Raw genomic sequence first — 24,693 nt, forward strand, 5'->3', positions numbered from 1 at the left:
TTCTTAATGTTTTTTTATTATCAATTGGGTTGCAATGTCATCAAACGCAATTTCTGTGCCGTTTATTATGTCCTTTGCAAATTCAATTGTCTCGGTTAAGGTTTCGTTTTTGATGTATGTTTCGTTAGTTGCAACCGCTTCTTGAACAGTTTCATTTTTCTGAAAAACAATCTGTATTTTATCTGTCACTTCAAATCCACTATCCTTACGAATATTCTGAATTCGATTTACAAGTTCTCTGGCTATTCCCTCTTTTTTTAGCTCTGGAGTTATTGTAACATCTAATGCTACTGTTAATGAACCTGAATTAGCAACTAACCAACCCTCTATATCTTGAGAGCTGATCTCTACATCTCCGGTTTCTAATGTAATAATTTTATTATTAATTTCTAAATCAAAACGACCTGTTTGTTCAAGAATTTTTATAGTTTCCTGGTCAAACTCTTGTATCTTATTGGCAATCAATTTCATATCTTTCCCGAAACGAGGTCCTAATGCTTTAAAATTAGGCTTAATCTGTTTCACTAATATGCCCGAAGCATCGTCAATAAGCTCTATTTCTTTAACATTTACTTCACTTTTTACAAGCTCTGCAATATCATTTATTTCGTTTTTATCTGCATCATTAAGCACTGGGATCATAATGCGCTGCAATGGTTGACGAACTTTAATCTTCTCTTTTTGACGTAAAGACAGTACTAACGAAGAGATGGTTTGTGCTTTTTGCATCTTGTGTTCTAAAGCTTTATCTACAAAGGCTTCGTTATACTCTGGGAAATGTGCCAGATGAACACTTTCAAAAATCTCTTTTTCTGTTCCTGCTATCAAGTCTTTATATAGTCGATCCATAAAGAATGGTGCTACAGGAGCTCCTAATTTAGCAACGGTAAGCATACAGGTATATAAGGTCTGATATGCAGATATTTTATCCTCTTGATAATCACCTTTCCAGAATCTTCTTCTACTTAAACGTACGAACCAGTTACTTAGATTTTCTTGTACAAAATCTGAAATAGCCCGGGTTGCTTTGGTAGGTTCATAATCATTATAATATTCGTCTACATTTTTTATCAATGTATGCAGCTCACTCAGAATCCAACGATCTATCTCTGGGCGTTTTGCCAGTGGGATATCGGCTTCAGAATAGGTGAAATTATCGATATTAGAATATAAAGTAAAGAACGAATATGTGTTGTATAACGTACCAAAAAACTTACGTCGCACTTCGGCAATTCCGTCAGAATCAAATTTTAAGTTATCCCACGGATTGGCATTACTGATCATATACCACCTTGTTGCATCTGGGCCATATGCTTTTAGGGTCTCGAATGGATCTACGGCATTACCAAGCCTTTTAGACATTTTTAGCCCGTTTTTATCTAACACAAGCCCGTTAGAAACTACATTTTTATAGGCTACATCATCAAAAATCATGGTAGCTATAGCATGCAACGTATAGAACCAACCACGTGTTTGATCTACACCCTCTGCAATAAAATCTGCTTTACCAGCTCCAGACTCTACCTTTTCTTTATTCTCGAAAGGATAATGCCATTGCGCATACGGCATAGACCCAGAGTCAAACCATACATCGATAAGATCACTTTCTCGTTTCATTGGTTTTCCTGATGAAGAGACTAGCGTAATTTTATCAACCACATTTTTATGAAGATCAATCTTATCATAGTTTTCCTCGGTCATATTACCAATCTCAAAATCGGCAAAAATATCGGCTTCGAGTACTCCAGCTTCAACTGCCTTAGTCATCTCTGATTTTAGTTCTTTTACAGAACCAATAATCAATTCTTCTTTACCGTCTTCGGTTCTCCAGATCGGTAGTGGAATACCCCAAAAACGAGATCGGGATAAATTCCAATCGTTAGCATTTGCTAGCCAATTCCCGAAGCGTCCTTCACCGGTAGCTTTTGGTTTCCAGTTAATACCCAGATTAAGTTCGTGCATGCGATCTTTAAAATCGGTCACTTTTATAAACCAGGAATCAAGCGGGTAATAAAGTACGGGCTTATCAGTTCGCCAACAGTTTGGATAACTGTGCACATATTTTTCAACCTTAAAAGCTTTATTTTCTATTTTGAGTTGTATAGCAATTTCTACATCTACAGATTTTTCGGGAGCTGCACCATCATCGTAGTACTCATTCTTAACATATTTCCCTGCAAATTCACCCATATGCTTTGTAAATCTTCCTTGAAGATCAACTAATGGAACCAGGTTATCATTGTCGTCTTTTACTAATAGTGCCGGAACTTCTGGTGTAGCTTGTTTTGCAACCATGGCATCATCTGCACCAAAAGTTGGGGCCGTATGTACAATACCGGTACCATCTTCGGTAGTTACAAAATCCCCTGTGATAATTCTAAATGCATTTTCGGGATGATGATAGGGTTGAGCAAAATTCATTAACTGCTCATAACGAATCTCTACTAAATCAGCTCCTTTACATTCCTTTAAGATGAAATATGGTACTTTTTTGTCTCCTTCTTTGAAAGTATCTAATTCTGCTTCCGTTTCAACTTGAGTAAACTTTCCTGCGAATTGTTTTCCAACCAAATTTTTAGCAAGAATTACATTAATTGGCTCAAAAGTATATTGGTTAAATGTTTTAACAACAACATAATCAATTTTGGATCCAACAGTTAATGCTGTATTCGAGGGTAAGGTCCATGGTGTTGTTGTCCAGGCTAAGAAATAAATTTCTCCTGCTACCTCTTTTAGAAATGAAGGTAAGGTATCTTGTTTAGCTTTAAATTGTGCCACAACTGTGGTATCTGTAACATCCTGATACGTTCCTGGTTGATTAAGCTCATGAGAACTTAAGCCCGTACCCGCTTTAGGAGAATACGGCTGGATGGTATACCCTTTATACAGTAATCCTTTTTTGTAGATTTCTGAAAGTAACCACCATACACTCTCCATATATTTGGACTTGTACGTAATGTATGGATCCTCCATATCTACCCAGTATCCTATTTTTTGGGTAAGATCATTCCAGATATCTGTATAACGCATTACAGCCTTTTTACAGGCTTCGTTATATTCTTCTACAGTAATTTTTTTCCCGATATCTTCTTTGGTAATTCCTAGCTCTTTCTCTACACCAAGTTCTACAGGAAGCCCATGGGTATCCCATCCGGCTTTACGTTTTACCTGAAACCCTTTTTGAGTTTTGTATCGGCAAAAAATATCTTTAATAGCACGAGCCATTACATGGTGAATACCAGGTAATCCATTTGCTGAAGGAGGTCCTTCAAAAAACACATAAGGTTCTGCTCCGTCACGGTCACTAACACTTTTTTCAAAAATGTTATTTTCTTGCCAGAAACCTAAGATTTCATCGGCTACTTTGGGTAAGTCAAGTCCTTTATATTCAGGAAACTTCGTGCTCATTTGATCATTCTTTCTATTAGGTCTGCGAAAATAAGGATTTTATTGAAAAAGAGAGACCAAATTGAAGCGTGATATAAAATAAATGTTTGTTGAATCGGGATTTTTAACAAAGTCTTTGATTTTTTCGCAAAAAAGTATTGAAAATGCATCCAAAATCGACCAGATACATTCTGCTAGACAGCAGATATAATGAAACTATATAGTACTTACCCTCCTAAAAATCTATTACAATTCCGATACTTGGTATAATTTGCCCTGTTTCTGTTTCGATTGCAGTTAGACTTCTGGGTTCTATAACCTGCCCGTTTGTGCTCCTGTTAAGTCCATATTGAGTGGGCTCGGGGGTTGCTTGTCCTAAGATATTTTGAGCTTCTACAAATACATTTAACGATAACTTTTCAAAGTTCCATTTTTTGTCAATACGCAAATCAAGTTGACTAAATATATCTAACTTTTCTTCACCTAAACGGTCATAATCTAAAATAATTTCTGGATAATTTGCAAGAGTAGCGTCTAGATCAGTAGGTACAAAAGGTGTGTTTCCTGCAAAACGGTATCGCGCACTTATTTCCCAGTTTTTCTTTAATTTATATCCGCCTGTGAATGAGATGAGATGACGACTATCCCATACAGAAGGCAAATAATTATCACGGTCAAAGCCTGTAAACTCACTATAAAACCAAGTATAGGCAAAGATCCCATAGAAATTATTAGAAAGCTTTTGTTGAAATTGAAGTTCTGCACCATAGCTTCTACCTTGACCTACTGTGGCGACATCTTCACTTCCTAATACTTCAAAACCACCACCTTTATTTGCAAGAGATACACCATCTAAGACAGAAACCGGATAATCATCATATTGCTTGTAAAAACCTTCTAAAGAAATACTTGATGAAGGACCAAAATAATGCTGTAGCCCTAAGACGTAATGATCACTTATGGTATAATCTGCATCCTGATTGACAAGGACATTGCTGTTGTTTCTAAATCCTAAAATCGTATAGGGTGGTAATTTATAGTATCTTCCTATAGATCCATTTAACCTCCAATTTTCTTTAAATTCATAGGATAAAGATAATCTGGGAGAAAATGTAGATAGGATATTGTTATCTTCTGTAAAGCTATCATCATCCACTCTAAAACCGAAAGATAAGTCTAGTTTATCATTAAAAAATGAATTAGTCATATTGGCGAACACTCCGTACTTAAAAAAATCAATTTCAGTATTAAATATGTTGTTATCTGTAAGATTTACAGTTTCATTGCTATAATCAGAGTATTGTGTATTAAAACCCGTAGTCAGTTTCCAATCACCAAAGAATTTTGTTAATTGGTATCGCAATTTAGTTTCAGATTCGGTAGCATCATTGCTAAAAATTACTCCTGCTTCATTTTCTGGGTCTTCATATCTTGTAAATTCATTAATCAATATATTATTGCTTATTGTTGTTTCCATAAATCCTGATCCGTCTTTAAAACGATTTTTCCAAGATAAACCAATGGCATTAGTGCGCTGATTTATGAAAGGAGCTTGTTCTAATTGGGCTTGCTGCTCTGCATCAAAGTCTTCAGGTGCTTCTACAGAGAAATCATCGATAGATCCTAAACCAATAAAGTTTATCTCGTTATAGGCATTGATTTTATGGTTTACTTTGTACTGATAATCCCAATAATTTGGTCGGAAAGGAAGTCCTATCGCTTCAAATAAAAATTGAAGATAACTACGTCTGGCAGATACTAAAAAAGTAGTTTTTGCTTCTTCGTTCGTACCTTTAAAAAGAGGCCCCTCTAATGTAATAGCGGCTTCACTTGCACTTACGCGAAAATTACCGCTAAGATCTCTGCTATTCCCTGTACGCTGACTAAATTGCAATACTCCCGAAAGAGGATTGTCATACTGTGCCCCAAAAGCCGAGGTAGATAAGGTAACATTATCAATAAATGATACGTTAATAAGTCCTACGGGACCACCTGCACTTCCTTGAGTGCTAAAATGATTAATATTTGGCACTTCCATTCCGTCTAAATAATAAACAGTTTCGTTGGGTGCACCACCACGTATGATCAAATCGTTGCGAAAACCTCCAATAGATGGAGAAACGCCAGGGAGTGTTTGTGCAACTTGTACCACATCATTATTACTTCCTGGGTACGTAGCAATTTCTACCGCCGATAAGGATTGTGTAGATAAAGGAGTTTCTTTGGGTCTACTTATTTTGTTTGCATTACTAATAACTACTTCATCTAGGGCCTCTGTAGATTCCTTTAATACAAAATTACTAGGTAATGTTCCTTTTGATTTTACAATTACATTGAATTTGGTTTGTGTTTCAAACCCTACATAGCTAACAATTAAATTATAGGATCCAGGTGTGATGTTTTCGATGCGATAGTTGCCATCAAAATCAGTTTGTGCTCCTTTTTCTTCATCTTCAAGAAAAACAGAAGCACCTAATACAGGTTGGCCAGTTTGGTCGGTAACATTTCCGGATAATTCTCCGTAGACTTGTGCGTACATATTAGAAACAAGTATCAAGAAAAGTACGAAAACAGTATTTTTGATATTCATAATTATAGGTTTTTAATGATTTAAAGCGTTTTGTTTAAAATAATTGTGCAAATATTAAACAAAAAAGTATTATATAATAATAAATTATTTTAATTTAGTGTTAAAAAGTAGTTTTAATGAAGATTTATGGATTAATAAAAGAAGTAATTGATCTTACAGGGGAGTTTATAAAAGGTAGGCTAGATAAGGATATCACTATAAAATCATTTGCAAATTGGCTATCTAAACATTTAGATGATAAAGTTGTAACTGAGGAGTATGAGCTAACAGGTCATAGTATCGAAGCAGAATTGGCTGCATATATTGGTAGAATGAGTAGATATTCTAACACATATATTAAATCGGCGCTGGTTGATTTACCATTTGCTACTGATATGGATTTTGCCTTTACTGCTATTCTTCACAGATCAAGTTCGATAGGAAAGACGGATTTAATTAGAAAAATGGCTTATGACAAGTCTTCGGGAATGGAAGTTATTAAGCGTTTACTAAAAAATGAGATAATTGAACAATTCCAAAATCCAGATGACAAGAGAGGTAGACTTTTGCGATTAACCAAAAAAGGTGAAGAAAATGTGATAAAGGCTTATTCTGAAGCCCATAAAGCGGCAAAAATGGTTAGTGGTTGCCTAACCACCGATGAGCAAGTTGCATTATTGAGAACCTTAAAAAAATTAGATGCGTTTCATTTGCCTATTTATCTTAAAGAAGAAAGAGATTTAGATGCAATTATCGAAAAATATTCTTTGTAATATTAAGTTGTTCTCAATGCATAGATTTTACTATTTTTAACCTATGAATTCGACTTTAGACATAGCACTGGTTCAACCTGATTTGGTTTGGGAAAATCCTAAAGAGAATCGTACTGCATTTACTGAAAAAATAAGAGCCATTTCTAAAAAAGTAAGCCTTATTGTGTTGCCAGAAATGTTCAATACAGGATTCACTATGAATGCCCCCGAGGTAGCCGAAACTATGGATGGAGATACTGTGCAATGGTTGAAAGAAATGGCAAAAGAAAAAGATTGTGCCATTACCGGAAGCATTATCATACAGGAAAACGGCAACTATTACAACCGTTTAATTTTTATGCTACCTAACGGTAAATATCATACATATGATAAACATCAGTTGTTTACTTTGGCAAAAGAACAAGAGGTATTTACCGCCGGGGTTAATGAGGTAATTATTGAATACAAGGGTTGGAAAATTAAACTACAGGTATGCTACGATCTTAGATTTCCGGTTTGGGCAAGAAATACGTCAGAATATGATGTTTTATTATATGTAGCCAGTTGGCCTAAACCCAGAATTAATGCTTGGGATACATTACTAAAAGCCAGAGCTATCGAAAATATGTGCTACTGTATTGGTGTAAATCGCGTTGGATTAGATGGCAAAGGATACGAATATAATGGCCATTCTGCCGTGTATAATGTCTTGGGTGATTCTATGATAAAAGAAAACCCTATCGAAAAAGAAGCAATTTTGTATGCCACTCTGGATAAATCCCATATTGAAGAAATAAGAAGGAAATTACCTTTCTTAGATGATAGAGATAAATTTGTGTTTAAATAGATATTTCAATATAAAGTTCCTTCTCCCCAAGGAGAGGAAGTATACGATGTAGACTACTCTAAAATAAAAGTCTGTTTTATCTCCCAATTCGCTCTTACATCAACAGATTCTGGAAAATAGCGCACGACTTCGGGTTGTATGTTTTGCAAGAAATTACCAGGATCCCATTTGCCATTATTATTAGTATCATCAATAACTCTAATAAGATATTTGGCTGGTTCAAGATAATCAAATACTAATGTTTCTTGGTTTTTAGAGATTTTTTCTAAGATAACTTCTTCTTTTTCATTGGTAACCTGAACCAAAACAGGATAATTTTCAACATTTTGTAGCGTAAGAAAGATGGTGCCATAGTCTGCTAATTTTCTTGTTCTGAAATTAAATGATATGGTGTCATTAACATTACCTATAAAATCGGTAATTGCTTCGGGTAAAAATGTTAAGTTATAGGCATTATTTTCAGTCTTTTCGAAAATAATTTGTGCTTCATTTTTAGTTTGATCTAACGCCACCGAGAAAGGAACGGCAATAGTATCTTTATCTATAAGTGTAATATGCTTTTCATTAATACTATCTAATGGAGTACCAGCTGAAAAGGTAAACTGTTTATTTAACGGTAAAGTGGACCTATATTCTGATGTAAGTTGTAAAGAGTCTTTATACTGATCTTTAAATCGGGTAATCAAAGTATCTTGATAATTTTTTGAATTCGTTACTTCAAAAATTAGCGAATCTGCTTTAAAAAAAGGTCTGAACCAATAATGCAATGTGTCTTTTTCTTTATCAGGCAACGTAGTGGTTTCAAAACCATCGGGTGCCTGGCTAAGCAATTTTATTTTCATATTTTCTGCATCTCCTTCAAACGGAAAGACAAATTCATTTTTCGAAACTTGTTTCGGTTTAATCGCTTTAAAATCCAAAACCTCCTTAGATATATTGATATTAAAAACTTTGGCAGTATCTGCAGGAAGTGTCACAATTTCTTCATAAAACCCAATTTTATCAAGCTTGGGTTCATATGTGTAATTATTTGAAGCATCTTTTAATGCAATAAGTTTGTATTTCCCTTCTTTTAAATTATGCAAGCTAAAAACTGTCGTGTCTAGTGTGTTAGTAATGTATCTTGGCACTGTAGTATAGATCAGAGAATCATTATAGTCTTCGTTAATCTCGTACAAAGCAACTGTAATATTTGGATCCACTTCTTTTTGTATGGCATCGGCTACAGTCCCTTTTATACTTAAAGAATCAAGAAAATTTCCGGTAGAGAATACATATCTATAAAAAGCATTAGGATTGCCCTCGTTGTTATCTACAACACTTTCACCAAAATTGATACTATAGGTTGTGTTCTCTAATAATGTATCTAAAAATTTAATCTTTATAAATTTACTTGCCCCTCCTAGAGGTGTAATGGTTGGCTTTGGATCCATAGGGGGAGAGATGATAATCTGTTTTTGAGGATCTTTTAGTGTAATATATTCATCAAAATAAATTCGTATTTCATCACTATTAAAATTTGTAGAGAAATCAGGAGGTGTAGCTTTTATAAACTCAGGAGGTGTTTCATCCTTAGGTCCACCGCTTATTGATCCTTTTTTTGCACAACCAATTACCAGAACTAGTAGCATTAGAGTAACCAATAGCATATTTAATTTTTTGTTCATATTTCTTCAAACAATTTTAAGACACAAAGAAACAACTATATTAAAAAACAAAAAAACTTAACGAAACTCTATATAAAAGTCTACCTAAAGTAGATTCTTGATATCCTCTGTTGAACCTACCTATGTCGGCAGATAGGTTAATTCTGCTTTTTAACAAAATCCTATTAAAAATTTCAATCTATTCTGTTATGGCCATCGTTGCAATGCTTATTTTAATGCCGGGAATAGATTGTAATGCTTGTACACAAGCTTCTAAAGTAGCCCCGGTAGTAACAATATCGTCTACCAATAAAATATGGGCATTTACAAGTAAAGACTCATCTTGTATGCCATATGTTTCAGAGGTGTTTACCCATCTCGTACCTCTTCCTCGTTTGGATTGTTTTTGATTGTAAGAAATTTTTTTTAATATATAATCAATATACTTGGCATTTAGCTTTTTTGCGATTTCAATTCCAAATTTTTCTACCTGGTTATACCCTCTTTCTAAAAGCCTTTTTCTATGTAAAGGCACAGGTAAAACATAGTCAATTAATTGATAATCAGATACTTGAACTAATTCTTCCCCTAGCCATTTACCAAGTTCCTCTCCTATTTCTTGTCTTCCTCTGTATTTTAGATTATGGATTAAATTTTGCACCAGCCCATCTTTCTGAAAGACAAATAAAGAGGTTGCATTTTCAATTTTGATACGACCATAAAATACTTTTTCAATTTTTTTTGCGTTTACGTTATGAAAATTGCCCAAAGGGAGCTCGTGTCTACATGAGGTACATAGTAACCTTTCGTTCTTATATAATGGGCTGTCACAGGCAGCACAGTATGTAGGAAAAAATAAGTAAGCTAAGTCTCTTAGCATTTTATTAGGCGGATTAACATTAATTATTATATTTAGCTATTGAAAATAACCATCAAAAATTAGAAATTAAATATTATGACGACTCAAAACAATAACTTAACCCTTAAAATCCTGATTGGTGTTCTAGGAGCACTATTACTTATCTTAGGGATATTTACGTATAAGTTTTACAACGAAGAGAAGCAAAATAAAGCAATTTTGCAACAAGAAAAGGATCTTATTGAAAGCGAATTAGGAGAATTGATCACAAAGTATGACAATGCTATTGCTTTAAACGAAGTAATGGACGATCATTTGCTTAAAGCAAAAGAACGTATCGTAGTGTTATTGGATAGTGTAAAAGACAATGACGCTAATTTGGCTTTAATATCTCGATACAGAAGAGAGGTAGGAAAACTTAAAAAAGAACGCGAAAGATTATTTAAACTTGCTGATAGTTTAACTACAGCAAACACGCAATTAGCAACAGATTTAGATAGTACTTCTGTAGCATTAAATCAGAGAATTATTTTTTCTGATTCTTTACAAACACAAAATGCACAACTAGCCGAAATCGTAGAAAGAGGTTCTGCACTAACAGCATCTAATATAAAAGCAGAAGGTGTGCGTGTACGTAATAGTGGTAAAATCTCAACTTCTTCAAAGGCAAGTAAGGCACAAAAGGTAAGAGTATGTTTTACTCTTTCGCCAAACAAGCTTACCGAAAAAGGAGATAAAGAACTTTTTGTTCAGGTAATTAACCCAGAAAATAATCTTATCGGAGATAAAGTTTCTGTAAACTTTGATGATGCTATACTTACGTATAGTGGTCGTAACAAAGTATTTTATGAGAATGAAGCTTTAGACGTTTGTGTTCTTGTTGATACAGCCGAAGGAGAATTAGTGAAAGGAAATTATGTAGTAAACGTTTTCTCTGGACCTAGAATGGTTTCTAATACACAGTTTGAATTGAAATAATTCTTTTATAATACAATAGAACCGCCATATCTTTAATTAGTATGGCGGTTTTTTTATGCTTTTATCAGAAATTACATGCTAGTGCTATTAATTGAGTAAATTCATTTCCAATTCATTTTAATTCAACTATTTTTGCGAAACCAATTTTAAAAAATAGGTGTCCAATTAAAAAAATGACACAACATTTTTAGAAAGAGAATAAATAGAATGGCAAAACAAGAAGATAAATTTAAGAAAGTTATAGCCCATGCTAAAGAGTATGGGTACATTTTTGGTTCTAGTGAAATTTATGACGGACTAAGTGCAGTGTATGATTATGGTCAAAATGGAGTAGAACTTAAAAAAAATATACGAGAGTATTGGTGGAAAAGCATGGTCAATATGCACCAAAATATAGTGGGGCTAGACTCGGCAATTTTTATGCACCCTACCACCTGGAAAGCTTCTGGACATGTTGATGCCTTTAATGACCCTCTTATCGATAATAAGGATTCTAAAAAAAGATATAGAGCCGATGTGCTTATCGAAGATTATGCCGAGAAATTAAACCTAAAGGCTCAAAAAGAAGTAGCCAAAGCTAAAAAACGCTTTGGGGATGATTTCGATGAAGCCCAGTTTGTATCTACCAACCCAAGAGTGATAAAATACCTTGGTCAAAGGGATGAGGTACTTAAGCGAATGGGTAAATCATTAGAAAACGAAGATCTTGCAGATGTAAAAGCACTAATCGAAGAATTAGGAATTGCAGATCCCGAAACAGGATCCAAAAACTGGACCGATGTACGCCAGTTTAATCTTATGTTTGGGACAAAACTAGGGGCTTCGGCAGAATCTGCCATGGATCTTTATTTAAGGCCCGAAACTGCACAAGGAATATTTGTAAACTTCCTTAACGTTCAGAAGACGGGACGTATGAAAATCCCATTTGGGATAGCTCAAACAGGTAAAGCATTTAGAAATGAAATCGTAGCACGCCAGTTTATTTTTAGAATGCGTGAGTTTGAGCAAATGGAGATGCAATTTTTTGTTCGTCCTGGAGAAGAAATGAAATGGTACGAGTATTGGAAAGAAACTCGATTAAATTGGCATACATCCCTGGGATTAGGAAAGGAAAATTACCGTTTTCATGATCATGATAAATTAGCGCATTATGCAAATGCAGCAGCAGATATAGAGTTTAATTTTCCTTTTGGATTTAAAGAACTAGAAGGGATTCATTCCAGAACAGATTTTGATCTTAAGGCACATGAAGAATTTTCGGGTAAAAAACTACAATTCTTTGATCCCGAACTACAAGAAAGCTATGTGCCATATGTCGTAGAGACTTCAGTTGGGTTGGATCGAATGTTCTTAGCTGTATTTTCTACTGCACTACAAGATGAAGAATTAGAAGACGGAACAAGCAGAGTTGTACTAAAATTGCCTGCAGTAGTAGCTCCTGTAAAAGCGGCAATACTTCCGTTAGTTAAAAAAGATGGTTTGCCAGAAATTGCTCAGAAAATTGTAGAAGACCTAAAATGGAAATTTAATGTGATCTACGATGAAAAAGATGCTATCGGGCGACGTTATAGAAGACAAGATGCTAATGGAACCCCATTTTGTATTACCATAGATCACGATACTATAAATGATCAAACGGTTACTATTCGAGATAGAGATACTATGGAGCAAAAACGAGTTCCTATTACCGAATTAAAATCGTTGATTTCAGAAAAAACTGACGCAGAATATTGGTTAAAATAATAATAGAACGTATTCTGTTATAAGAATAGGCTCTACTTGTAATAGAGAGAATAAAAAGCTGCATGATAAGTATTGTGCAGCTTTTTATATTCATATATAAGAATAACTATTTGATTGTTATTTGTATTTTGAAGTTTAATTGTACTTTAGTGAAAAAGTACGGGCTACATACTCATTATAATTCTTCATACATGATGCTGAAAAAGATTTTAGTTGTTGTCGTTTTATTTTCTGGTACGGTTGGTTTTTCCCAAAAAAAGGAAATCAATAAAGCCACCCTTATTACTTCGGCTGCATATATGAGAGAAGTGACTTCGATAAGAGGTAAAAAACTAATTCCAGAAACGCCTCGTGCTGGTGGTAAAGAATACAGAAGAACCGATGGTAATAAGCATGTGCCCGGCAAAGGCCTGCCTAGAGGTAAAGACCCTTTATTAGCAAAACAAAAAAGTGCTCAGAATTTTAGAGTGGGTAAAGCACCTTCTCAAGTATTTGAAGTAAATTCGAGAATCGAAGCTCCTTCAGATCCCACAGGAGCAATTGGGCCTAATCATTATGTTAGTGCCAAAAACTCTGCTTTTGCCATTCATGATAGAAATGGTGTTGTGTTAGTGCCTTCGACATCTTTAGCCAATATTTTTCCGGGAGAAACCGAAGGCGATCCCATTGTGTTTTACGATAATTTTGCAGATAGATTTGTAATTACAGAGTTTAGTAGTACTCCAAATGGATTCCTTGTGGCTGTATCCCAAGGTCCAGACCCTGTAAATGATGGTTGGTTTACCTATCGATTTAATACCGGGACTTTTCCTGATTACACCAAGTTTTCTATCTGGTCAGACGGATATTACATTACCGCGAATAAAGATCAATTCTCACAAGAAACGAGTGAGGTGGTATATGTTATCGAAAGAGAAAAAATGTTAGCAGGCGAAGAAAGTGCACAAATGGTTGGTTTTCCTTTACCAGGAGCAAAAATTGACAATTTTTATAGCCCGGCTTCATTTAATGCTACAGGAAAAGTATTGCCTCCAACCGGAGATGCAAAAATTATATATTATCAAGATGATGGATGGGCAGATGTTCCTGTAGGAGGAGATGAATTAAAACTATGGACCATTAATGTAGATTGGATCAATCCTGATAATTCGACAATTGCCGAAGCCGAAGAATTGGCGGTAACCCCATTTGATTCAACTTTTGATGGAGGTGATTTTGGGAACCTGCCCCAACCCGGTACGGGTGGACAAGATATCGATGCACTACAAGGTGCTGTTATGTATGCCACTAATTACCGAAGATTCTGTAGTTACAATGCTGTGGTGCTTAATTTTGTGATTGATATTGATGATAGAACCGATGGATCAGGGGGTGATATAGATAACGTTGCCGGGATACGATGGTACGAACTACGACAAAATGGAGATGGCCAGCCATGGGCAATTCATCAAGAAGGCACTTACATTTCTCCCGATGGGAAAAGTGCATGGTGTGCTAGTATGGCTATGGATGTTTTCGGAAACATTGGTATGGGATATACCACTATGGGTACAATTGCCGATGGGGCAACCGCAGATAGTTTTGCTTCAATTCGATATACAGGTAGACTAGCCAATGACCCTCTTGGGACCATGACTATTACCGAACAAACAATCCAAATAGGAACCGATGCACAACGCAATAATGGTAAACGATATGGAGACTATGCACACCTTACTATAGATCCTTTAGATGATGCCACATTCTGGCATATTGCAGAATATTTTGAAGCGTCGGGCGATAATGCCAGAGATATTGTCGGAGTTTTTAAAGTTGCCGAAGATGTAACTAATGATGTTGGAGTAGTAAGTATTGATAATCCTCTGAATAAAATTTTTACCACTACTGAAGAAATTGAAGTTACTATTCAAAATTTTGGAACGTCGAGTCAGAGCAATATTCCGATTAGTTATTCGATAAACGGAGGCCCTATTGTAAATGAAATTTTTCCTGGGCCCATAAATGCAGGAGAAACGATATCTTATATATTTAGTACTCCGGCAGATCTTACCTTAGAAAGTCGTTTCTTGATCACTGCAGAAACTAACTTAACCACAGATAGTGTACCCGAAAATGATTGTGTTACCATAGAAGTGTCTGGTTTATTTCAAAATGATGTAGGGGTGGTGGCATTGGTTTCTCCTGTAACGGGATCAGGAATTTCTTCTAATGAATCCATCAGTATTACGATTCAGAATTTTGGGGTATTACCTCAATCTAATATTCCTGTATTTTATATTCTTGATAATGAAGCAACAATAAATGAAGTTTTTACAGGAACAATTGAACCAGGAGAATCTGCGGAGTATACATTTACTACTACAGCCGATTTATTAGCTTTTAGCAACTATACTTTTCAGATAGGTACGGCTTTAGCAAATGATGAAAATACCGAAAATGATGTTATTGTTAGAGAAATAGAACACCAGTCGTGTTTTCCTGTTTCAAACTGTATCCTGCAAGGCGATGGGATTACTTCATTTACGCTATCTAATATCTCTAATACATTAATATCATGTAATTCTGGATACGAAGATTTTACAAATTTGGTCATTAATCTCGATGGCCCTATTGGATTATATAGCATAACGGTTCAATCAGGATTTGCCAGAGATGATATAGAACAAATGTCGTTATGGATTGATTTTAATGACAACGGAATCTTTGAAGATGCAGAACGAGTATTAAGCAATGAGGTAATTAGAAAAGAAAATACAGATCAGAGTTTCGTTTTTTCTCTTGGCGAGAATGCTACAACAGGAACTCACCTTCTTAGAATACGTGCCGGAGATACGCAAGAAAATACCAAAGACGACCTTAACGACCCTTGTGTACCTATGCAGTTTGGTACCACCCATGATTATACCGTAAATATTGGTGATAATCTACCTGCAGTTTTAGATTTGATTGTGGTTAATCGACCAAATAAGCAGTTTTTGATTACTATGAGTGATCCTAATGCACAACAACGAGAAAGACTTAGAGTTTTTACGATGACTGGTCAGGTCATTGTTTCTAATTTTGTAGAAAAGAATGCCGACGGTAGATTTGTATACGAATTAGATATGTCCTATGCCAGTACAGGAATTTATTTTGTTCGTATAGGGGATAAGAATAGCAAGAATGCGTCTACTAAATTTATTGTTCAGTAATACCATTTACACTTTGAATTTACAGTAATAAAACACTCTTTTTCGCATCTGTTTCAGAATAAAATTTAACCATAGCTATGACTATGCTGATTTTCTTTTATTGTAAATGGTATAACTTATTCGTTACGAGTATTGATTTCTAGTATAGAAACAGGTCTTGCGTCGTTGCATCGACTGGGCATTCTAAGATTAGCATATTTTACCCATACTAGTTTAGGGACTTCATCACTTTTAAAAAAATCATTTAGATTGATAGGGTCTAAATTGTCTTTATACGCTTCGACGTTTAAAATAAAAGGGCAGCCTTCAGATTTATGTGCTACTATTGTGCCTTTACTAAACCCTTTTTCTTTCATTTCTTTTGAAGATATGTCTTGAACATTCGTAGTTTCAGAGGTGTCTTTGGCGCCTGCTTTTTGCGAAGAGGAGCAATTGAGAGTGCTAAGTATAAGAATAAAGCAAGCGGTTTTAAGAAGCATTGTTTTCATGATTTGTGATTGTTTACATTAAAGATCATAAAAATTAATTGAAATACATGGTGTTTGTTGCCTTCATATTCAGAATATTTTTGCAACATCATAACGTTTATCTTGTATTTAATAACGAAAGAATAGCAGGATATTTTATTTTTACTAAAAATTAAAAATCTATACTTCAATGAAAATCATTTCCTATAACGTAAACGGAATTAGAGCAGCCTTAAACAAAGGGTTTATAGAATGGTTACAACAAGCAGATCCAGATGTAATTTGTCTTCAGGAAATAAAAGCAAACCAAGACCAATTAGATCTTAATGTGTTTGCCGAGGCTGGTTATTCTCATAATTATTGGTTTAGTGCCCAGAAAAAAGGGTATAGCGGGGTAGCAATTTTGTCTAAAACAGCCCCTGATCATGTCGAGTACGGAACCGGGATAGATTACATGGATTTTGAAGGGCGTAATCTAAGAGCCGATTTTAACGGGGTTTCTGTAATGAGTATGTATTTACCTAGCGGAACCAATATAGATCGATTAGAACACAAGCTGAAGTATATGGCCGATTTTCAGGAGTATGTTAATACACTGAAGCAAAAACACCCCAACCTGGTGATCTTAGGAGATTATAATATCTGCCATGAAGCGATAGATATTCATGATCCCGTTCGTAATAAAAATGTATCTGGATTTTTGCCTGTAGAACGCGAGTGGATCGGTAATTTTATGAAGAGTGGGTTTATAGATTCTTTCAGACATTTTAATAAAGAACCCCATAATTATTCGTGGTGGAGTTACAGGGCCAATGCCAGAGCCAATAATAAAGGATGGCGTTTGGATTATGGGATGGTTGCCCAACCCTTACACGATAAATTAAAAAGAGCCGTTATCTTATCAGATGCAAAACATAGTGATCATTGTCCGATTGTTGTAGAATTGGAGATGTAACAACCTAAATTTCTTTTTCATTGATACCCTTCGGCTCCGCTCAGGGTGCCAATAAAAAAGAAGAATAGAATAAAAAATATAAATAATTTAATTCCAGTTTCCTCTCCCTCTGGGAGAGGATTAAGGTGAGGGTTTTTAATGTAAAAACACCCTCATCCTAACCCAATTCTTCGGCTGGCTCATTGCAATGCAATGCCCTCCAAGGAGAAGGAACTTCAATTTCATATAAAAACCCCATAAAATGATTAAAAAAATCGCATTACTTGCACTTGCAGGAACATTAATGACCTCATGCGTATCTTCTAAAGTGCATAAAGAATTAGAAGGAAAATATGCTAGCCTTAAACGCAAATATCGTAAGACCAACGATAAATTTGCTGCGTTAAAAAAAGCTAACGATGCCGATAAAAAAGCATTGGCGCAATTAGAAGCCGAATATCAAAAACTCAAAGCCGAAAGAGATAATCTGGAAGGAAAATATAATGCTGCTCAGGCTAATTACGAAAACATAAAAGATTCGTATGATGCATTAGAGAAAAACAGCTCTGCTGCCATTGCTGCCAATAGCAAAAAAAACAGAGAGTTGTTAGGCAAGCTCGAAGAAAAAGAACGAGCCTTGGCTGCAGAACGTACCCGTTTAGATAAACTACAAAGAGATCTCGATTCTAGATCGCAACGAGTAAATGAGCTAGAAGGATTGATTGCCGCAAAGGATGCCAAAATGAGAGCACTTAAAACGGCCATATCCAAAGCTCTGCGTAATTTTGAAGGGAAAGGCCTTACCGTAGAAGAGCGCAATGGCAAAGTGTATATCTCTATGGAAAATAAGCTCTTATTCGAATCGGGTAGCTGGGCCGTAGGAGTACAAGGACAAAAGGCAGTAAAACAATTAGGAAAAGTACTAGGGCAAAATACAGATATCGCGGTATTGATCGAAGGCCATACCGATGATGATCCTTATACGGGCAATGCGCAATTATCGGGGAACTGGGATTTATCGACCAAAAGAGCAACGGCTATTGTAAACATCTTGTTACAGAATAAACAAATCGACCCGCAGAATCTAACTGCTGCCGGTAGAGGAGAGTTTGCTCCTGTAGCCAGTAATGAAACAAACGGAGGGAAAAGCAAAAACCGACGTATTGAGGTGATCTTAACGCCTAAGTTGGATGAGATTTCTAAGTTGCTAAACGATATATAACTAAGAAGTAGTAGTTAAAAAAATAGCGGCCATTTGGCCGCTATTTTTTATATTTTGATATAGTTATATACTTTTTATAAAGTATTTAAGATGTCATCAATAGCTTTAGTATTATCTACATCAATACTAGCTTTTACTTTTTTCAAAACAACATCAAACTTTTCAATTACTTTCTCGGTTTGTCCTTTGTTTAAAGGAATCTTTCTACCGGTGGAAGTAAGAAGAATAAAATCATAGAATTCAACAGGAACAGATTGATCTCTTTTTCTTTGGAAAGAGGTAGTTCCATTGTCCTTAATGATCGAAATTATATTTCCATTAGCAATTACTTTATCTGTTCTTTTACTTATCTCAGTGGCTAAACTATATAATTCCGTATACTGTTCAATGCTTTCAGCCCAATCTTGACCTAAATTGTCTGTAGCTTGAGCCTGAGTAGATAATCCTGCGCCTAGCACGAATAGAAGTAGAAATAATTTTTTCATAATGTTTGGGTGTTAAATAATGTATTAAAAGTTTATAGGTTAATTACACCGGTTAGCTAACGTGATAAAATGTATTTTATTGTTAAAATAACCTTAAAAATCGAGTCAAAATACTCAATTTATTTGATAAAAACCAAAAAGTGTGCCAAGAATTTTAGGCTAAACTTTTGGGTACTATAAAGTTCTGAAAAAAATGATATATATAGAAGATAATTTAAAGTTTATTTTTTTCATAAATACATTACTTCATTTCATTCGCAATGACAAACCGGAAAGTCATTACGAGGAGCGAGCGACGAAGTAATCCGTTGAGTTATTATGGTTTTATTTTGTAATCTCAGTTTCAGTACATCTCCATTTATCTTAATGATGTCTCCTCTCCCTCTGGGAGAGGATTAAGGCGAGGGTTTTTGTTGTGAAAACCTCCTCATCTTAACTCAATTCTTCGGCTGGCTCATTGCAATGCAATGCCCTCCAAGGAGAAGGAACATTAGCATTTGTCACACTGAGCTTGTCGAAGTGAAATTGAAAACGAAAGATGTAGTAGTCATAGATAGGCACATGCTAAGCGAAGTGGAAGTATTCTGGCTAACAATAAGAAAAAGTCGACGTAACGGCCCTGATTATTCATATTATTAGGAATTTTAGATTATTATTCTATCTTTAAACCACCTAAATCTATAAAAATTAACCTATTATGTTTATTATCTTCGGAACAAGAGGACTAAAACACACCGTAAAAGAAAGTCCTGTATTATCAAACGCATGCCCTAATTGCAATAATGGAAACCTGGTCAATAAACTGTATCGCCGATGGTTTACCCTATTTTTTATTCCAACAATCCCTCTGGATGTGGTAGATCGCTTTTATGAATGCGATAGTTGTAAAAGTGCCTATAACGAAAGTATAAAAACGATTTTACAGCAATCTCAAGACGAGATTAACGAAAACCAGAAACGAGCGCAATCGGTTTTTGCCAAGGCATTGGTGGCATCGATGACTCATATGTCGATTATCGACGGAGATTTTGCTCCCGAAGAAGAGCGTGAGATTATGGATGCAATCGAAGGGTTTCCTGAAATGAAAGAGGATCTCATGGCAGTACACAACACCATAAAAGAACATGCAAATAAGGATAATCAAGTATTTAATTATTTAAATGAAGCAAGAAACGAACTTTCTTCTGAAACCTTAATCAATATTTTAGCGCAAGCAGCCGTAGTATTACTGGCTGATGGATCTATTGAAAAGGAAGAAGAAGATTTGATGAAAGATTATTTAATTGCATGTGGATTACCTAAGGAGATGTATCAAACCCTGATTGACAGGTTAATGCAAAAAGACATTACCGATCTTAAAGAAGGACAGTTGAATTAGAAGAAGCTATATCTGATATATAAAAAAGTCAACTTAAGTTGACTTTTTTATATTGTCATTCCAGCGTGTCACATTGAGCTTGTCGAAATGTAAGCTGGAATCCATAATAACGCATTCCAAAGTGGATCTCTCGTCAATTCTAATTACACTTTCATAGTACTTGTCTTGCCCTGGAAACGGCAAGATTAAATTTTTTATGATTGATAGTAATGAAAATACGTATCAACCTGAGTACCTCGACTTAGCTCAGCACAGGCCTATCGAAGGTCATTTTATTCAGAATTTGCTTAGACAGACTCAGTATCAAACCTGTAATACATATGCAAGGGTAAAGGGAAAAAAATAAGTAATAAAATGATATAAACCTGTATCTTTGATATTAATCCTACCCAAGAATCATCTAAAAAAAACATGCTTTTTAGATGATCTAATTTTTTAGCGCGGTACACTTCTCCTTAAAGAGATACAACTTTGTGCGTGATAAAGTAACAACTATATTGTTTTTTTAATTAAAGCTCTTTTATGAAACCATTACCATCACTTTTTCTAACCCCTTCTTTCTGGATTATCCTTTTTATGATCTCATCGAATGTTATTCATGCACAGGTTGAAAATGATACCCTGTTGGCTTCGCAATATTTTAAGACTGCAGATTCTTTACAAACAGATAAAAAACATAAGGAGTCTATTGAATTTTTTCAAAAGGCATTAGCTATTTATGAAAAAGCTGAAGCTTGGGAAAAGGTTGCTAGTTGTTATAATAGTATTTCTATGAATCAATACCGAAATAGAAAACTTAAAGAGTCATTCTATAGTGCTAAAAAGGTTTTGGAGATAAGTACTAGTAACTTGGCAAAGAATACTAGAGAAAGAGCAGCTGCTTATGATAATATTGGAGCTTATTATTTATGGATGTCTAAGTATGACAAAGCTTTAACAAATTATGAGAAATCCCTTAAGATCAAAAGAAAGATTCTTCCAGAAATACATTACGATATTGCAGTATCATATAGTAACTTAGGGATATTTCATAGAAATATTGCGAAATATGAGAAAGCACTATATTTTCTAAAAAAATCATTAGCTATTAATTTGAAAATTTTTGGACCAGAACATCCAAAAACAAGTAATGATTATAACAATATAGGAAATACTTATAATTATCTGGGGGAATGCGACAAAGCTTTAGAATATCTTAAAAAAGATTTAGATATAACGATCAAAAAATCAGGAAGAAATGATATATATGTGGGTTATAGCTATGTTAACATTGGAATTACTTATGACCGTTTAAATCATAATGATAAGGCTTTGGATTATTTCGAAAGAGCATCACTGATTTTTATTGAAAAAGAAAGTACATATCCACTATTTGTGTCATATAATAACCTGACCCCTCTTTTATCGAGAATAGGAAGATATGATGAAGCATTGCAATATTGTGGAAAAAGTTTGGACCTAGCATTAAAAATGTTTGAGGAGAGACATCCAAATATTGCTGCATGTTACTGGAACTTTGGCTTTGCTTATGAAGGCAAAGAGAAATACGAAAAAGCATTAGAGTATTATAGCAAAGCTTTAGATATTTTAGAAGCAGTATATGATGAAAATCATGCAGATATTGCAATCTTATATGGTAATATTGGTAGTATTTATATAAGTACAAAAGATTTTGATAAAGCATTAATATATCATCAAAAAGCTTTAGAAATAAATAATAGCATCTTTGAAAAAGATAATCCTGAAATTTCAAGATCATATATAAGCATAGGTAATCTCTACTTTGAAAAGAAAATGTATGTTGATGCCTTATTTTATTATCAGAAAGCTTTAGGTGTTTTACAAAACTCAGAAAAACAAAACCCTCTTGCTTTACAAGCATTAAATCAAGTGGCAACGGCTTATGATAAACAAAAAAATTATCAAAAATCGATTGTTTTTTTTGATAAAGCAATAATGGCTAATACAAAAAATACTAACCACTTAGGAGTTAATCAGAATTTTGATCCCAATCAATATTATGACCTTAAATTACTGCTAGAAACATTCCAAGGAAAAGCTATGGTGCTAAAATCGAAATATGTAAAAGATGATTCAATAGGCGATCTTAATAAGAGTATTGAAATATATAAGAGATCAGATATACTAATCAACCATATTCGACAAACGTTTACCAATTATCAAGATAAAGTAACCTTTGCCAAACAAGCCAAAGAAGTCTATCAAGGGGCAATTGAAGCGCAACTGTTAGTATACGATACAGAAAATGATCAACACGCTTTAGAAAAAGCCTTTTATTATGCCGAGAAAAGTAAAGCTAATACGTTAAAAGAACTCTTAAATGATGCTAATGCTAAAAACTTTACAGGATTACCTACCAATCTTGTGACATCAGAGAAAGAACTACGACTCAATAAAGCATTCTATCAATCTAAGGTCACAGAGGAGCTTTCAGAAAAAGATACTGACTCATCGAAGATCACCCAATACGAAAACAAACTCTTTGATATTAATCGTAAACAGGATTCTTTAACCGATATCTTAGAAAAAAACTACCCTAAATACTATCAATTAAAGCATAAAAATGATATTGTATCGGTAAGTAAACTCCAACAACAACTTAATGAGCGTACTACCTTGCTTGAGTTTTTTACATCCGACAGCATCACCTATGCATTTACGATCTCTAAAAACAAGATTGCCGTACAAGAATTAGCAACCACTGATCTTACTAAAAAAGTAGAAACTTTTAGAGAGGCCATCACCTCAAAACATGTAGGTAATTTTAAAGCATCATCTCATCAATTGTATAACGAGCTTATCGATCCTATAGCCGATCAATTGGTGGGAGATGAACTCATCATCATCCCCGATGGACCACTTTGGCATCTTAATGTTGAGCTTTTGCTTACTCAAAATAAAGACTCTAATAACCCCAAAGATTTGCCGTATTTGCTAAATAACTATGCCATTAGTTATGCCAACTCTGCAAACCTCTTGTTTACCAATAATAAAGACACTCAAAAATCTAAAAAACAAGAAGAATGTCTAGCGTTTTCGTTTACAGACAGCACTAGTGTTGTTGATACCAAAACCATGAGTTTGGCAACATTGCGTGATGCCGGAGATGACTTGCCAGGAACCCGAAAAGAAATCAAAGCCATTGCCGAGATTATCGATGGGCAATACTACTTCGGGTCTGAGGCGATAGAGGCCAATTTTAAGAAAAATGCCAGTCAATATAATATTCTTCACCTGGCATTGCATGGCGAGGTGGATAATGAGCGACCAGAGAATTCTAAACTTTATTTTACCAAAAGCAAAGACACTATAGAAGACAATCTACTATACGGTCATGAGCTGTTTGCTCTAGATATCCCTGCCGAACTTACAGTACTGAGTGCCTGTAACACGGGATCTGGTAAAATCGCCAAAGGGGAAGGGATTATGAGTTTGGGTACTGCGTTTCAATACGCCGGGACAAAAAGTTTACTACTCACAAGCTGGGAGGTATCGGATCAAACCACACCCGAGCTCATGAAATACTTCTATACCAATCTAAAAGAAGGCATGAACAAAGCCAAAGCCTTACAACAAGCCAAACTTCAATATTTAAAAACCGCCGATATTAATCGTACTCATCCTTTTTATTGGGGAGGATTTTATCTGGTAGGAGATGCCGCTGCTATACCGTTTAGTGATCATACATGGTGGTATTGGGTGTTAGGGTTAGGGATTTTGTGCTTGATTGTGTTTAGGTATAGAAAAAGGAAACGTAATTCATAAAATAATGTCAGTTCGATGTAAGAAAATTTACGTCAGTCTGATTTTCGACAGAAAATTGTATCGAAGACAAGTAAACTTTCTTACAAAAACCTTGTCATTCCTGTACTGCGTCTTAGCTCACTATAAACTTTGGCAAGAATTCGAAATTACGTATTCTAATCTGGATCCCGGATCAAGTGCGGGATGACAAGTGATAGGGTTAATATTGATAATATTATAGAATGCCTGTCGAAGGGTAATAAAATTAATAGCTATATACCTATTATAGAAGACCTGTGGTTTTAAAATGGTTTGAAGCATTTACTAATCCCAGTGAAGCTATAGGAGTAGAGAAACAAATAAAAGTATGCCAAGAATGTAGTAAACAAAAATAAAATTCTTAATTATGCATATAGCGAAAAAATATACTGTTTTTATATAAGGATCCGTTATGTATTTAAGAAAAATAC

Annotated in this window: 15 protein-coding genes; 9 read left to right on the forward strand and 6 right to left on the reverse strand. The window is 34.8% G+C overall.

Going from position 1 to position 24,693, the window contains the following annotated elements; genetic code table 11:
* Nucleotides 1-3: 3 nt before the first annotated feature.
* Nucleotides 4-3,408, reverse strand: a complete 3,405-nt coding sequence (gene ileS / locus ABW637_RS04410; RefSeq protein ID WP_367583421.1) for an isoleucine--tRNA ligase — start codon at nt 3,406-3,408, stop codon at nt 4-6.
* Between the two features lie 214 nt (nt 3,409-3,622).
* Nucleotides 3,623-5,977 carry a TonB-dependent receptor gene (locus tag ABW637_RS04415; RefSeq protein ID WP_367583422.1) on the reverse strand — a complete coding sequence of 785 codons (2,355 nt, stop codon included), beginning with the start codon at nt 5,975-5,977 and terminating at the stop codon, nt 3,623-3,625.
* Nucleotides 5,978-6,093: 116 nt separating this feature from the next.
* Here ABW637_RS04415 and ABW637_RS04420 point away from each other — a divergent pair, with 116 nt between their 5' ends.
* Together ABW637_RS04420 and ABW637_RS04425 are read left to right on the forward strand one after the other, a co-directional pair.
* Nucleotides 6,094-6,729, forward strand: coding sequence for a MarR family winged helix-turn-helix transcriptional regulator (locus tag ABW637_RS04420; RefSeq protein WP_367583423.1), 636 nt, complete (start codon nt 6,094-6,096; stop codon nt 6,727-6,729).
* A gap of 43 nt (nt 6,730-6,772) precedes the next feature.
* The gene (locus ABW637_RS04425) at nt 6,773-7,555 is read left to right on the forward strand and encodes a nitrilase family protein (protein ID WP_367583424.1); all 783 of its coding nucleotides are present in this window, start codon (nt 6,773-6,775) and stop codon (nt 7,553-7,555) included.
* A 53-nt stretch (nt 7,556-7,608) separates the two neighbouring features.
* On the opposite strand, the gene ABW637_RS04430 is transcribed toward ABW637_RS04425, so the two are convergent.
* Both ABW637_RS04430 and ABW637_RS04435 read right to left on the reverse strand, forming a co-directional pair.
* Nucleotides 7,609-9,222, reverse strand: coding sequence for an Ig-like domain-containing protein (locus ABW637_RS04430; RefSeq protein WP_367583425.1), 1,614 nt, complete (start codon nt 9,220-9,222; stop codon nt 7,609-7,611).
* A 178-nt stretch (nt 9,223-9,400) separates the two neighbouring features.
* Nucleotides 9,401-9,970: a ComF family protein gene (locus ABW637_RS04435; protein ID WP_367583426.1), complete on the reverse strand. Its 570-nt coding sequence runs from the start codon at nt 9,968-9,970 to the stop codon at nt 9,401-9,403.
* A gap of 186 nt (nt 9,971-10,156) precedes the next feature.
* Between ABW637_RS04435 and ABW637_RS04440 the strand changes: the two genes are divergently transcribed.
* The 3 genes from ABW637_RS04440 (at nt 10,157) to ABW637_RS04450 (ending at nt 15,972) form a co-directional block, all read left to right on the forward strand.
* On the forward strand, nt 10,157-11,038 hold the full coding sequence (locus ABW637_RS04440; RefSeq protein WP_367583427.1) for a DUF8428 domain-containing protein: 882 nt from the start codon (nt 10,157-10,159) through the stop codon (nt 11,036-11,038).
* Between the two features lie 207 nt (nt 11,039-11,245).
* Complete coding sequence (locus ABW637_RS04445; protein WP_367583428.1) at nt 11,246-12,781, forward strand: glycine--tRNA ligase; 1,536 nt, start codon at nt 11,246-11,248, stop codon at nt 12,779-12,781.
* A gap of 149 nt (nt 12,782-12,930) precedes the next feature.
* Entirely contained in the window at nt 12,931-15,972 is a 3,042-nt protein-coding gene (locus ABW637_RS04450; protein ID WP_367583429.1) for a GEVED domain-containing protein, read from the forward strand.
* A gap of 116 nt (nt 15,973-16,088) precedes the next feature.
* Here the strand turns inward: ABW637_RS04450 and ABW637_RS04455 are convergent, their stop codons facing one another.
* The gene (locus tag ABW637_RS04455; RefSeq protein WP_367583430.1) at nt 16,089-16,460 is read right to left on the reverse strand and encodes a hypothetical protein; all 372 of its coding nucleotides are present in this window, start codon (nt 16,458-16,460) and stop codon (nt 16,089-16,091) included.
* Nucleotides 16,461-16,629: 169 nt separating this feature from the next.
* On the opposite strand from ABW637_RS04455, the gene ABW637_RS04460 reads away from it, so the two are divergent.
* Nucleotides 16,630-17,394 (forward strand): exodeoxyribonuclease III, encoded by a 765-nt coding sequence (locus ABW637_RS04460; protein WP_367583431.1) that lies wholly within the window; start codon nt 16,630-16,632, stop codon nt 17,392-17,394.
* 241 nt (nt 17,395-17,635) lie between these two features.
* Entirely contained in the window at nt 17,636-18,595 is a 960-nt protein-coding gene (locus tag ABW637_RS04465) for an OmpA/MotB family protein (protein WP_367583432.1), read from the forward strand.
* A gap of 74 nt (nt 18,596-18,669) precedes the next feature.
* On the opposite strand, the gene ABW637_RS04470 is transcribed toward ABW637_RS04465, so the two are convergent.
* Nucleotides 18,670-19,080, reverse strand: a complete 411-nt coding sequence (locus tag ABW637_RS04470; RefSeq protein WP_367583433.1) for a hypothetical protein — start codon at nt 19,078-19,080, stop codon at nt 18,670-18,672.
* Nucleotides 19,081-19,777: 697 nt separating this feature from the next.
* On the opposite strand from ABW637_RS04470, the gene ABW637_RS04475 reads away from it, so the two are divergent.
* Together ABW637_RS04475 and ABW637_RS04480 are read left to right on the forward strand one after the other, a co-directional pair.
* Nucleotides 19,778-20,458 carry a tellurite resistance TerB family protein gene (locus tag ABW637_RS04475; protein WP_367583434.1) on the forward strand — a complete coding sequence of 227 codons (681 nt, stop codon included), beginning with the start codon at nt 19,778-19,780 and terminating at the stop codon, nt 20,456-20,458.
* Nucleotides 20,459-20,980: 522 nt separating this feature from the next.
* Nucleotides 20,981-24,244 (forward strand): CHAT domain-containing protein, encoded by a 3,264-nt coding sequence (locus tag ABW637_RS04480; protein ID WP_367583435.1) that lies wholly within the window; start codon nt 20,981-20,983, stop codon nt 24,242-24,244.
* Nucleotides 24,245-24,693 lie beyond the last annotated feature (449 nt).

It is taken from the genome of Aquimarina penaris (genome assembly GCF_040786285.1).
GTDB lineage: Bacteria > Bacteroidota > Bacteroidia > Flavobacteriales > Flavobacteriaceae > Aquimarina.

Excerpts from the sequence above, each read along its gene's own strand:
- ABW637_RS04460 (WP_367583431.1), top strand. The coding sequence starts at position 16,630 with ATGAAAATCATTTCCTATAACGTAAACGGAATTAGAGCAGCCTTAAAC.
- ABW637_RS04420 (WP_367583423.1), top strand. The coding sequence starts at position 6,094 with ATGAAGATTTATGGATTAATAAAAGAAGTAATTGATCTTACAGGGGAG.
- ABW637_RS04470 (WP_367583433.1), bottom strand. The coding sequence starts at position 19,080 with ATGAAAAAATTATTTCTACTTCTATTCGTGCTAGGCGCAGGATTATCT.
- ABW637_RS04430 (WP_367583425.1), bottom strand. The coding sequence starts at position 9,222 with ATGAACAAAAAATTAAATATGCTATTGGTTACTCTAATGCTACTAGTT.
- ABW637_RS04440 (WP_367583427.1), top strand. The coding sequence starts at position 10,157 with ATGACGACTCAAAACAATAACTTAACCCTTAAAATCCTGATTGGTGTT.
- ABW637_RS04475 (WP_367583434.1), top strand. The coding sequence starts at position 19,778 with ATGTTTATTATCTTCGGAACAAGAGGACTAAAACACACCGTAAAAGAA.
- ABW637_RS04465 (WP_367583432.1), top strand. The coding sequence starts at position 17,636 with ATGATTAAAAAAATCGCATTACTTGCACTTGCAGGAACATTAATGACC.
- ABW637_RS04480 (WP_367583435.1), top strand. The coding sequence starts at position 20,981 with ATGAAACCATTACCATCACTTTTTCTAACCCCTTCTTTCTGGATTATC.
- ABW637_RS04425 (WP_367583424.1), top strand. The coding sequence starts at position 6,773 with ATGAATTCGACTTTAGACATAGCACTGGTTCAACCTGATTTGGTTTGG.
- ABW637_RS04445 (WP_367583428.1), top strand. The coding sequence starts at position 11,246 with ATGGCAAAACAAGAAGATAAATTTAAGAAAGTTATAGCCCATGCTAAA.
- ABW637_RS04415 (WP_367583422.1), bottom strand. The coding sequence starts at position 5,977 with ATGAATATCAAAAATACTGTTTTCGTACTTTTCTTGATACTTGTTTCT.
- ileS (WP_367583421.1), bottom strand. The coding sequence starts at position 3,408 with ATGAGCACGAAGTTTCCTGAATATAAAGGACTTGACTTACCCAAAGTA.
- ABW637_RS04455 (WP_367583430.1), bottom strand. The coding sequence starts at position 16,460 with ATGAAAACAATGCTTCTTAAAACCGCTTGCTTTATTCTTATACTTAGC.